Below are 12,476 nucleotides of genomic sequence, written 5' to 3' on the forward strand. Positions count from 1 at the left end.
CCCCCTTGTGGGGGAGGGCTAGGGAGGGGGGTGGCTCCGGGAGGGATCGGAGTTCGTGGCTACCCCTCTCCCCAACCCTCCCCCGCAAGGGGGGAGGAAGCCTGAAGAGCGTGCTCACCTCACCCATCACGCGTCACCCCTTCGCCATCGCGCGATAATCGAGCCTGCGGTGGAACCAGTATTGGTAACCGCTGATGTTCTTCTGCATCGCGACGTTGACGAAGGGCTGGTACAGCGGGATGCGCGGGATGTCGGCGAAGGCGAGGTCGACGAAACCTTTCACGTCGGTGGCGTAGGTCGCGGTGTCGCCGGTGGCGGCGGCGGTGCGCGCGCCGTCGATCAGCTTGTCCATCTCCGCCGACTTGTAGCTCATGGTGTTGAAGACGGAATTGTTGCCGTGATAGCACCAGTAGAAGAAGTACTCGGGGTAATCGAGCCAGCCCGAGAACACGTTGGTGAAGAGCGGCATCTCCTTCTTGTTCAATTCGGTGCGCCAGTTGGCGCCGGGCACCTTGTTGATGGTGGTCTTGATGCCGAGCTGAGCCAACGATTCCTGCACCAGCACGCAGAGCGGCTCGTTGACGCCGGCGAAGTTGAGATCGAACGAGATCGTGGTCTCGAAGCCGTTGGCGTAGCCGGCTTCGGCCAGCAGCGCCTTCGCCTTCTCCATGTCGGTGTTGTATTTGTGCGGCTGCGGCCAGGCGACCTCGGTGGCCTTGTCCAGGGGCGCGCCGAACATGGGATTGCCGAGGCCGAACAGCACCGCGTCCATGATCTTCTGGTACGGCAGCGCATAGGCGATCGCCTGCCGCACCTTGACGTTATCGAACGGCGGCTTGGTGACGTTCATGCCGATGTACTGGATGCCGTTGGAGAACGGCAGTGACACCACGTTGAGCTTGCCGTTCGCCTTCATCTCCTGGAAATCCTTGAACGGCAGCTCGTAGGAGATGTCGGCGTCGCCGCGCTCCAAGAGCGCGCGACGGTTGCCGGCCTGCGGCACCATGCGCCAGATCACGCGCTTGATCTTGGGCAGGGGACCACCGACCCAATCCTCGCTGCGCTCCATGATCACTTCGGTGCCGGCGGTCCATTTTGTGACTTTGTAAGCGCCGGAGCCTGCGGTCTGCTGCTTTGTGAACTCGAGACCCCACGGGTCTTTCTCGCTCGCATTCTTCTTCACCAGCTCGGAGTTGACGATGCAGGGCACGATGACCGCGAGATCGGGAATCGTCAGCCGGTCCTTCTTGGCGAAATCGACGCGCACCGTGGAATCGTCAACCACGACGAACTGCTCCGGCTTGGTCAGCGAGCCCGCGCTCATCTGGAAAGTGGGGAAGCCGCCGACGCTGACGGCGCGGTCGAGCGACCATTTCACATCCTTGGCGGTAACAGGCGCGCCGTCGTGGAATTTGGCGTTCTTCTTCAGCTTGAAGGTGACCGACATGTCGTCGATCTTGAAGTCGTCGGCGAGCTCGCCCTTGAACTTGTCGCGGTCGTAATAGGGCACGCCGCCGGGGCCGCTCTTCATCTCGTGGCTGATCAGCCGGTCGTAGCAATTCCAGGACACCTCATAGCCGGGCACGTTGGTGCCGACGCCGTGGATGTCGAGATTGTTGGGGCCGCCCTCCGAGACGATCAGCAGCGTCTCCGAGCGCGCATCGGCCCTGGCCGAGGAGATCACCGAGGGCATGGCCGGAAGCGCCGCGCCAGCGGCCAATCCGGAAACGGACTTGAGGAAATCGCGGCGCTTCATGAAATCGCTCCAACACAAAAGTTTCTGGTTGGAACGGGCTTCGCAAGGTTCGTGCCAAGGATTAAGGGAAGCTCACGCCACGAATAAACTATTGATATAGAACAAGAATATTTCTGTTCGCACCGAGGGATACTTTCTGATCAAAGCCAATCATTGCATACAAAGCTGTGATTTTGACTATAAAACAGGCTGGCATGCGCGGAGCCCGATTTGTCACCACAACTTGCCCCGGCATAACCTCGTCGCGAGCGCAGCGAAGCAATCCAGAATCTTTCCGCCGAGACAGTTCTGGATTGCTTCGCCGCGCTCGCAATGACGGGTGGGTCGTCAGCCTGCCCAGATCAAATCCTGCAGCTCGATCAGATCACCCGCCCTCTCCTGCCAGCCCTCGATGCAGATGTGGCTGTTGAGGTCGCTGGCATGGTGCAGCAGCATCAGCGCCATCAGGCGGCGCTTGAGCGCGAAGTCGAGCTTCGCATAGCCAAAACCTTCGAGCAGGCTCTTCACCCTCCCCGGCCGTCCGGCGGCCATGAAGGCGCTGGGGCCGAGCAAATCGTAGTCGCGCCAGCCGGCGCGCACGTCGCCGAAGTCGAACAGGCCTTTGAGCGACCATGCGCCGTCATCGCGGCCGAGCAGGAAATTCTCGGGGATGTATTCGCCGGTCAGGATCACCGGCGGCGCATCCATCGGAATCAGCGCGGCCGCATCGCGCAGGAGATCGTCGAGGCCTTCGAGGAATTTCGGCGCAAGGCCGAGGCGTTCGTGCCGCGCACGGCAGCCCCGCATCTGGGCACGCATGAAGTCGTCCCAGCGCGGCTCGATGTGTGCGAGCGGACCGAGCGGGGCGCGCTGCACCGAGGCGATGGTCTCGCCGATCTGGCGCAGCACACGCTCCTTCTGGTCTTCCGCCAGGGACGGCCACACCTCCGAGCCGAGCGTGCCGGCAAGGCGGGTGATGACGAGATAGGGCCAGCCGTCGCGCACCCCTTCCGCGACGATCTCGGGGATGGGCAAGGACAGCCGGCCGGCAAGTTGCGTCAGCGAACCTCGTTCGGAGAGGAATTGCGCGCGAAGCAGCGGCGGGAAGACCTTCAGGATCAGGTTCTCGCCGAAGCCAACCACGAGATTGGTGCCTGTCGCGAAGACGTGAGGCGCGCTGATATCGAGACCGTGGCCGCGCGCGATGTCGAGCGCGATTCCCAGCCATCGCGCGCGGTCGGCGCGAAAGATGCGAAAGCTTTTGGAGTCGATGATGTGAGGCAGTTTCAGCGACATTGCGACCTTGATGCATTTCAAAATCAGTTTCCCCGCGGTCCCATCCGTCGAGACGCCCGCTTTGGCGGGCTCCTCAGGATGAGGGCGGAGTGCGTGGCAACAATTTCGCGGGCACCGATGCCGCTTAGCCGCCATCCTGAGGAGACCGCGACAGCGGTCGTCTCGAAGGACGAGGCGAGCGCTGAGACCGCCGCTATCGCTCCGGACTTGCGCGCTCGAACTGGCGCAGCAGCTTGTTGCCGCGCTCGACCGCGGAATCGAGCGCTCCCTGCGCGCTCTTCTGGCCGGTAAAGGCCTGCTCCAGCTCGTCCTCGATCACGCCGCGGATCAGGACGAAGGAGCCGAGCCGGATGCCCTTCGAGTTCTCCGTCGGCGGATGCAGCGTGATCTCCTCGAACGAGATCGCCGATCCCGGATTGCGCTGGTAGAACCCCTGCGCCCGCGTCAGCTCGAAAGCGGCGCGGGTCACAGGCAGATAGCCGGTGTTCTGGTGCCAGGCGGCCTGCACGCCGGGCTGCGACAGATAAGCGAAGAACCGCGCCACGCCCTTGTATTCCTCGCGCGGCCGGTCGCGCAGCACCCACAGCGTGGCGCCGCCGATGATCGAGTTCTGCGGCGCATCCTTCACGTCCGGCCAGTACGGCATCATGCCGTAGCCGATCTCGAATTTCGAATTCGCCTTGATGTCGGCGCGCGTCGCCGAGGAGCCGATGAAAATGCCGCATTCGCCGTTCTGGAAGCGCGGCTCGGCGGACTGGCCACGACCGCCATAGTCGAACACCTTGCTCTTCTGCCATTCGGCGAGCTGGGCGACGTGCTTGACGATGACGGCATTGTTGATGGTCAGCTCGGCATCGAGCCCGGCAAAGCCGTTGGTGCGGGTCGCGAGCGGCAGATTGTGGAAGGCGGAAAAATTCTCGACGTGAATCCAGGACGGCCAGGACGTGGTGAAGCCGCACGGCGCGCCGCGATCGCGCAGGCGTTTGGCGGCGGCACCGAGCTCGGGCCAGGTCCTCGGCGGCGCCTCCGGATCGAGGCCGGCGTCGCGGAACATGGACTTGTTGTAGTACAGGATCGGCGTCGAGGAATTGAACGGGAACGACAACAGATTGCCGGCCGCATCGGTGTAGTAGCCGGAGACCGCGGGAAGGTAGTCGTCGAGCGAGAACGGCTCGCCCTCGTCCCGCATCAGGCTGAACACCGGATAGATCGCGCCCTTGGCCGCGGTCATCGTGGCGGTGGCGACCTCGTTGACCTGGACGATCGCGGGCTGGCTGCGCGAGCGGAAGGCGAAGATCGCGGCCGTCACCGTCTCGGTATAGCTGCCCTTGTAACTCGGGACGATGCGGTAATCCGGCTGCGAGGCGTTGAAGTCGGCGGCGAGCTTGTCCAGTTGCCGGCCGAGCTCGCCGGACATGGCGTGCCACAGCGCAATCTCGGTGGCGGCGCGCGCCGGCGCGGCCAGCGAGAGAGCCGCGAAGACGGCGAGGACCTGCAACAGGCGCGATGCTGACGTCACGATGGCTCTTCCCGTGTCGCACGACCAAAGGCGACCGGTCCTGCTTAAGGCGGGGCGTTTGCGGTTTCAACGGGAATGAGAGGCGGCCGCACCGCACAATCAGCCCGCGGGCCGGGCGCGGGATGGCCTTCCCTTGACCATCTGCTAGATTGCATTGAACCTTTTGGTCCCGCCATAGACTCCACCACTGAGGGGTTGAGTGTGCCAGTGTGTTGAACCGTGCCGAACTCTCGCGGACCGGGGTGATCTTCGTCGCGCTTCTGCTCGCCGTCTGCGCCACGGGCGCCGTCGCGCGCGAATTTCGCGCCGCCGACACCCAGACCGAGGATTATCCGACCGTCCAGGCGCTGCGCTACATGGGCGCGCTGATCACTGAACGCACCGGTGGCCGGCACCAGATCAAGGTGTTCCACTCCCGCCAGCTCGGCGAGGAGAAGGAGACCATCGAGCAGACCCGGGCCGGCGCGATCGACCTCAACCGGACCAATGTCGCCCTGATCGGCAATTTCGTTCCGGCCATGAACGTGCTCGCCATGCCGTTCCTGTTCCGGTCCATCGAGCACATGCAGAAGGTGCTGGACGGGCCGATTGGCAGCGAGATCCTGAACAGTTTCGAGCCCTACGGCTTCGTCGGGCTCTGCTTCTACGATTCCGGGGCACGGTCGATCTACAACGGTGTCCGCCCTATCAGGAGCATCGAAGACCTCCGGGGCCTGCGGATCCGTGTGCAGCAGTCGGAGTTGATGAGCCAGATGATCCGCTCGCTCGGCGCCGAACCGGTCGAGATGCCCTACGGGCAGGTGCTCACCGGGCTTGCCAACCACCTGATCGACGGCGCCGAAAACAACTGGCCATCCTTCGTGACGACCGACCATTACAAGCATGCCGGGCACTACACGTTGACCGAGCACACGATGAGCCCCGAGGTGCTGGTGATCTCGCTGAAGGCCTGGCGGAGCCTCCCGGCGGAGGACCAGACCATCTTCAGGGAGGCCGCGCAGCGCTCCAGCCGGTTCATGCGCGAGAAGTGGCGCGACCTCGAGGAGCAGTCGCAGCGCAAGGCGGTCGCAGCCGGTGTCAGCATCGTTAGGGACATCGACCGCAAGCCGTTCGAGGATGCCATGGCCCCGATCTACACGAGGGCCGCCCGGGACCCCGCCGCGGCCGCACTGATCGAACGCATTCGCAAGGTGGAGTGAGCCCCGTTGCCTGCGCCTGGAAACAGCGAGCACGCAGACAGGCCGTCCGGCCCGATCGGGGGGGTGCGCGTGCGTCTGGTCGGCGTGCTCCGCGCAGTACCGATCCGCTGGCGCATCCTGTCGATCGCGGCGCTGAACTCCGCCGTCGTGGTGGTGCTGGTGGCGCTGATCTGGAACGGCTCGCAGGTGCTGGGCTCGGCCTGGGACGACGTGCGCCGGGTGCGCGAATCCGACCGCATCCTGGCGCTGCTCGAAAGCGAGACCGGGCGCCTGCACAATCTGATCCACCGCTACATCAACCAGCCGAGCCCGGACCTGTTCGCCGAGATCCTGTTGCTGCGCGAGGCGGTGCTGGGCACGCTGAGCAACCGTGCGGCCAAGGACCCGATGCTGTCGGGCTCGGTCGAGGAGCTGGAGCGCACCACCGAGCGCTTCCTCAACGGCTTTGGCGAGCTGCGCAGCGTGCAGGCGACGATCGCGAAGACCTATGAGGACCAGGTGCAGGGGCCGGCCAGGGACATGGCGGGGCTCTATTCCATCATCGAGGGTGCCACCGGCCATCGCGACGCGCTGATCTGGCCTTCGCTCGGCAAGTCGCGCGAGGCTTTCACCGCAATGCTGGTCGCGGCCAATTCCTACTATCTGTCGCAGTCGAAGGGCGCGGCCGACGATGCGCGCCGCCACACCGAGACGATCGAGAAGACCATTCCCGTGATGATCGATCTCGCCGACAACGACCTCCAGCGCATGGCGCTGCAGCGGCTCGGGGCCCGCACCGCGTCCTTACGCGAGGGCTTTGCCAAACTCTCCGAGCAGCTGACGAGCCGCACCGAGCTGCTGCGCAACAGCATCGACGTCAGCCAGGCCGAGGCGATCGGCGCCATCGATGATCTCTCGACCAAGATGCGCCAGCGCGAGCAGAAGGCGCAGGAGACCTTCGACCGCACGCTGGCGGACATCTCCCGCCGTGTGCTGTCCATTGCGGTGATCTTCCTCGGCATCATCCTCACCGCGGGCGTCTTGATCGCGCTGTCGATCCGCCTGCCGCTGCAGCAGATCATGGCCGCGATGCGCGCGATCACGCTCGGCAATCTCGATCGCGAGGTGCAGGGCACCATGGCACGCGACGAGGTCGGCGCCATGGCGCGCGCGGTGGAGGTGTTCCGCGAGAACGCGATCGCGAAGCGGCAGACCGAGGACGAGCTGCGTGCGTCGAAGGAAAAGGCCGAGAGCGCGCTGCTCGAGCTCAATACCGCGCAGCAGAATCTGATCGATGCCGAGCGGCTGGCCGCGCTCGGCGGTCTCGTCGCCGGCGTTGCCCACGAGGTCAACAACCCCATCGGCATCAGCCTGACGGTCGCCTCCAGCTTCGCCCGGCGGACCGAGATCTTCGAGGCCCAGCTCAAGGGCGACGGCGGCCTGCGCCGCTCGCAGCTGGAGGAGTTCGTGCAGTCCTCGCGCGACGCCTCGCAGCAGCTCGTCGCCAACCTCACCCGCGCCGGCGAGCTGATCCAGTCGTTCAAGCAGGTCGCGGTCGACCGCTCCCATGCCGAGCGGCGGCAGTTCTCACTCAGCGAAGCCACCGACCAGATCATCGCGAGCTTAAGGCCCGTGCTGAAGCGCTCGCCGATCACGCTCGAGGTCGACGTGCCCGAGGGGCTGCTGCTGGACGGCTATCCCGGCTCCTACGGCCAGATCCTGACCAACCTCTTCCTCAACGCCGCCAACCATGCCTTTGCCGACGGGCGCGCCGGCACCATCACGATCTCGGCGCGGCCGCGCGGGGCTGACGACATCGAGATCATCTTCACCGACGACGGGGCCGGCATGACCCCGGACGTGCAGCGCCAGGCCTTTGACCCCTTCTTTACCACGAGGCGCAATGAAGGTGGTACGGGACTCGGGCTGCATATCGTCTATAACCTCGTCACCCAGCAGCTCGGCGGTCGCATGATGCTGGAATCCAAGCTGGGACAAGGCACCACTTTTCGCATTATCATGCCGCGAGTCGCCAAGGGCGGCGCGCAAAGCACAGAGACTGACGGGACTTCTCAATGGCCGAACAGGACGATGTCCTCCACCTGATCGACGACACCGGCGCCGCGTCGGAGGACCAGAACGCACGAAAGTGGAAGATCGCCGTCATCGACGACGATCCGGCCGTGCATGACGGCACCCGCTTCGCGCTGTCCGACTATACCCTCAACGGCCAGAGCCTCGAGATCCTGTCGGCCTATTCCGCGGCGGAGGGCCGCGAGCTGATGGCCGCGCACGGCGACATCGCGGCCGTCCTGCTCGACGTCATCATGGAGACGGATGTGGCCGGCCTCGATCTCGTCGAGTTCATCCGCAACGAGATCAGGAACGAGACCGTGCGCATCATCCTGCGCACCGGCCAGCCCGGCCAGGCGCCCGAGCGGCGCGTGATCGTGCAGTACGACATCAACGACTACAAGGCCAAGACGGAGCTCACCGCCGACAAGCTGTTCACCTCGCTGACCGCGGCGCTGCGCTCCTATCAGCAGCTCGAGCGCATGGTGCAGACGCGGCGCGGGCTCGAGATCATCATCGACGCTGCGTCCACGCTGTACGATTTCAAGTCGATGCAGCGGCTCGCCGAGGGCGTGCTGACCCAGCTCGCCTCGCTGCTCAACGTCGACTGCGCAGGTATACTGGTCCTGCGCGATAATGGCGGCGTCGACCCCGAGTTGTCGGTGCTCGCCGGCAGCGGCTGCTACAGCCGCTTCATCGGCACCACGTCGTCGAAGGCGCTCGACCCCGAGCTGCGCGAGATGGTGGAGGCCGCGTTCCAGCGCCGCAAGAACGAGTTCGCCGATCATCGCAGCGTGATCTACCTGCGCACCGGATCCGGCCGCGAGGTGGTGGTGCTGCTGCAGGCCGAGCGCGAGCTCTCGGAGACCGACCGCTCGCTGGTCGAGATCTTCTCCTCGAGGCTCTCGATCGCCTTCGACAACGTCATCCTCTATCAGCAGCTGCAGGACGCCAACACGCAGCTGGAAGACCGCGTCGCCCAGCGCACCCGCGCCCTGATGCAGGCCAACCGCCGCCTGTCGGCGCAATGGCTGCGGCTGCAGCGCGCCAACGGCTTCAAGAACGAGATCCTGGGCACCGTCGCACACGACCTGAAGAATCCGCTCGGCGTCATCCTCGGCCGCACCGAGATGCTGAAGGAGCTGATCTCGACCGGCGCATCCGAAAGCGGCGTGGTCGCCCAGGTCGATCACATCCGCGACGCCACCAAGCGCCTGACCACCATGGTCGACCATCTGATCTCGGACGCGATGGCCGATGCCTTCGACATCACCATCCGCCGCGAGCCGGTCGACGTCGCGGCCCTGGTCAAGGAGGTCGCCGAGGCCAACCAGCCGCTCGCCGTCAACAAGCAGCAGGCGATCAGCGTCACCGCGCCGTCCAACATCGTCACCATGTGCGACACCGACCGCATCCGCGAGGCGATCGACAACCTCATCAGCAACGCCATCAAATACTCGCCGATCGGCGGCAGGATCGGCGTCGCCGTCGTCCACGAGGGCAGCGACACCATCGTCCGCGTCAGCGACGAGGGCGCCGGCCTGTCGCCGGAGGATCTCGGCCGCCTGTTCGGCCGGTTCCAGCGGCTGTCCGCCAAGCCAACCGCCGGCGAGAGCTCGACGGGGCTTGGGTTATCCATCGTCAAGCGTATCATCGACATGCACGGCGGCGAGGTGACCGCCGAGAGCGACGGCCCCGGCAAGGGCTCGACCTTCACCATCACCCTCCCTGCGACAGAGATGCCGTGACCTAGAGACCATGACCCAAAGCCAGCACATCATGATTGTCGACGACGAGGCCCCGGCCCGGGAGATGGTCGGCGATTACCTCAAGATGCACGGCTTCACCGTGACGCTGTGCGACGGCGGCAAGAGCTTGCGCGCCGCGATCCAGGGCAGCATGCCCGATCTCGTCGTGCTCGATCTCAACATGCCCGAGGAAGACGGGCTCTCGATCATCCGCGACCTCAAGAGCCGCATCAACGTGCCCGTGATCATGCTGACGGCGACCGCGAGCCCGATCGACCGCGTCGTCGGCCTCGAGCTCGGCGCCGACGACTACGTCGCCAAGCCGTGCGAGCTGCGCGAACTGATGGCGCGCATTCGCTCGGTGCTGCGGCGGAGCACGCCGGTGAAAGCGGCAGCGGAGACGGCGGCGGCGAAATCCGACAAGGACCAGCTGGTGCGCTTCGGCACCAAATGGCTCGACCTCGAGGCGCAGGCGCTGCGCGACGACGAGGGCAATGAGCATCCGCTGACCGCATCCGAATTCGGATTGCTGAAGGTGTTCGCGGCCAATCCGAAGCGCGTGCTGTCGCGCGAACGTTTGCTCGAGCTCGCCAATGCGCGCGATGCCGAAGCCTTCGACCGCGCGGTCGACCTCCGCATCATGCGCATCCGCCGCAAGATCGAGCCGGATCCGGCCAAGCCCGCCGTGATCCGCACCATCCGCGGCGGCGGCTATCTGTTCTCGCCGCAGGGCGAGAAGGCGTAAGCTCGGCATCGCTGCCTCCAACGTCACATTGCGAGCGCAGCGAAGAATCCAGAATCCCTCCGCGGAAGGACACCTGGATTGCTTCGCTGTGCTCGCGATGACGGAGCAAGTGGCATCGGCGCCACTCTCCATCAGGCATTTCAGGCCGCGGACCCACCGCCCGCCTTGAGCCCATCAAACGCCCTGGACCGGCGCTTTCCCCCCGCGACCGCAGCGCTGGGTCTCGCGCCACCGAACGCAATCCCCCAAAATTCGTTCCCCTCGCCTCGGCGCGCCTCCAAATCCCACCCCCGTATTTTCCGTATATTGAAATTCCACGGTTTTTTGCCCCGAATGTTTCGTCGCGCCTTCTGCGACGAAACAATTTGGCGGCGCACGAAACCATTTTCCGCTTTTGGCGCAGACGTCCCGAAACGGTGGCTGATTAACACTTTGCTCCAAGGAAACGCCGCTCGGTTGCGGCGCTACGGGGAGCCAGGTCCATGCCGAACGTCATCGCCATCAACGCCCAGGCCAGCCAGAGCATCATTGCCGCTCAGGCGACTTCGGACGACATGCTGCTCGAAAGCATTGCCGACGGCAACCGGACCGCGATGCACATCCTTTATTGCCGGCACAATGTGCGGGTCTACCGTTTCATCCTGCGCATCGTGCGCGACGTCACCACGGCGGAAGATCTGGTCAGCCAGGTGTTCCTCGACGTGTGGCGCACCGCCGGTCAATTCCAGGGCCGCTCGCAGGTCTCGACCTGGCTGCTCTCGATCGCCCGCTTCAAGGCGCTGACTGCGATGCGCCAGCGCCGCTTCGAGGACATCGACCAGGAAGACGTGCGCCAGATTCCCGACGATTGCGACACTCCCGAGACCTCGCTCGACCGCAGCGACACCAGCGCCATCCTGCGCGCCTGCGTGGCAAAATTGTCGCCCGCGCATCGCGAGATCATCAACCTCGTCTACTACCACGAGAAGTCGGTGGAGGAGGTCGGGCAGATCATCGGCATCCCCCAGAGCACGGTGAAGACGAGGATGTTCTATGCCCGCAAGCAACTGGCCGATTTGCTTAAGGGCGCCGGCGTTGATCGTTTCGCCGCGTAAGCACAAGGATTTCAAGGGGATAGGACATCAATCTCGATCCTGTCCCCGGACACGGAAGCGTTACCGCCGATGAAACAATTGAAACAAACGACAACATCAGGCGGAAAAACTTCCCCCCTATAAAGGTCCCATACGGTTTCGTTAAACCTCCCAAGACCTCCAGCGACCCGGACGATGCCCCCGTCCGGGTCGTTTTTATTTGGGCCCAGGCTCTCGCCGCGGGCTCCCGCCTCTCCCGCGCCGCGAGCGGGGGAGGGAGCGCACCTCCTGTGCGGTTAGCAATTGCTCCGCCAACAACCGCACCCGTCACGAAGGCGTGACGTCGCGTAACGACCGCCCCATCGCACACGAACTGCCCTCGTGACCTCCATCACGAGTGCCCCGATGCTCGAACTTCTCTTCGCCGTCCTTGCCGGCATCCTCACCATCGCCGCGCCCTGCACGCTGCCGATGCTGCCGATCCTGCTCGGCGCCTCGATCGGGCGCGCGGGGCACTTGCGCCCTGCGATGATCGCGATCGGCTTCGTCGTTTCCTTCTCCGCGGTCGCGCTGCTGCTAGGCGCGCTGACGCGGCTGTTCGATTTCGATCCGAACGTGCTGCGCGAGGCGGCGTCGATCCTGCTGCTCGGCTTCGGCCTGGTGATGCTGTGGCCGGCGCCGTTCGAGTGGCTGTCGATCCGGCTCAATGGCTGGCTCGCTTTCGGCAACGCGAGCGGCGTGCAGCGCGAGGGCGCGCTCGGCGGGCTCATCCTCGGCACCACGCTCGGCCTGGTCTGGACGCCCTGCGCCGGACCGGTGCTCGGCTCGATCCTGACGCTGGTGGTGACCTCGAAGAACCTGGCCTGGGCCGGCACGCTGCTGGTCGCCTACGCCATTGGTGCTGCGATCCCGATGCTCGCGATCGCCTATGGCGGACAGGCCGCGACCACGCGCGTACGCAGCCTGGCGCGGATCTCGCCGCGGCTGCAGCAGGGCTTTGGCGTCATCGTGATCGCCTTCGCGGTCGCCGCCTATTTCCAATACGACACGCTGATCGTGGCGTGGCTGACCGGCTTCTATCCCACCGGCCAGATCGGCCTGTGATCATC

The 12,476-nt window shown here is 65.0% G+C and carries 9 protein-coding genes; 6 read left to right on the top strand and 3 right to left on the bottom strand.

The annotated features are described in order from the left end of the window. Positions 1 to 133: 133 nt before the first annotated feature. The 3 genes from ACRQ5Q_RS39855 to ugpB form a co-directional block, all read right to left on the bottom strand. A complete protein-coding gene (locus ACRQ5Q_RS39855) occupies positions 134 to 1,756 on the bottom strand; it encodes an ABC transporter substrate-binding protein (protein ID WP_439395251.1) in 1,623 nt (540 codons plus the stop codon). A gap of 327 nt (positions 1,757 to 2,083) precedes the next feature. Next, positions 2,084 to 3,031, bottom strand: coding sequence for an aminoglycoside phosphotransferase family protein (locus tag ACRQ5Q_RS39860; protein WP_439395253.1), 948 nt, complete (start codon positions 3,029 to 3,031; stop codon positions 2,084 to 2,086). A 193-nt stretch (positions 3,032 to 3,224) separates the two neighbouring features. Then, a complete protein-coding gene (gene ugpB, locus ACRQ5Q_RS39865) occupies positions 3,225 to 4,550 on the bottom strand; it encodes a sn-glycerol-3-phosphate ABC transporter substrate-binding protein UgpB (protein ID WP_439371811.1) in 1,326 nt (441 codons plus the stop codon). Between the two features lie 209 nt (positions 4,551 to 4,759). On the opposite strand from ugpB, the gene ACRQ5Q_RS39870 reads away from it, so the two are divergent. The 6 genes from ACRQ5Q_RS39870 (at position 4,760) to ACRQ5Q_RS39895 (ending at position 12,471) form a co-directional block, all read left to right on the top strand. Then, a complete protein-coding gene (locus tag ACRQ5Q_RS39870) occupies positions 4,760 to 5,749 on the top strand; it encodes a TRAP transporter substrate-binding protein (protein ID WP_439395255.1) in 990 nt (329 codons plus the stop codon). Positions 5,750 to 5,803: 54 nt separating this feature from the next. After that, the gene (locus ACRQ5Q_RS39875) at positions 5,804 to 7,834 is read left to right on the top strand and encodes an ATP-binding protein (protein ID WP_439375759.1); all 2,031 of its coding nucleotides are present in this window, start codon (positions 5,804 to 5,806) and stop codon (positions 7,832 to 7,834) included. After that, on the top strand, positions 7,804 to 9,549 hold the full coding sequence (locus ACRQ5Q_RS39880; protein WP_439371814.1) for an ATP-binding response regulator: 1,746 nt from the start codon (positions 7,804 to 7,806) through the stop codon (positions 9,547 to 9,549). Before ACRQ5Q_RS39875 ends, ACRQ5Q_RS39880 begins: the two co-directional genes overlap by 31 nt. Positions 9,550 to 9,559: 10 nt before the next feature. Next, a complete protein-coding gene (locus ACRQ5Q_RS39885) occupies positions 9,560 to 10,294 on the top strand; it encodes a response regulator (RefSeq protein WP_439371816.1) in 735 nt (244 codons plus the stop codon). A 482-nt stretch (positions 10,295 to 10,776) separates the two neighbouring features. Continuing rightward, a complete protein-coding gene (locus tag ACRQ5Q_RS39890) occupies positions 10,777 to 11,388 on the top strand; it encodes a sigma-70 family RNA polymerase sigma factor (protein ID WP_439371818.1) in 612 nt (203 codons plus the stop codon). Positions 11,389 to 11,772: 384 nt separating this feature from the next. Further along, complete coding sequence (locus ACRQ5Q_RS39895) at positions 11,773 to 12,471, top strand: cytochrome c biogenesis CcdA family protein (protein WP_439395257.1); 699 nt, start codon at positions 11,773 to 11,775, stop codon at positions 12,469 to 12,471. Positions 12,472 to 12,476: the final 5 nt, after the last annotated feature.

It is taken from the genome of Bradyrhizobium sp. PMVTL-01, assembly GCF_051861855.1.
Lineage (GTDB): Bacteria > Pseudomonadota > Alphaproteobacteria > Rhizobiales > Xanthobacteraceae > Bradyrhizobium.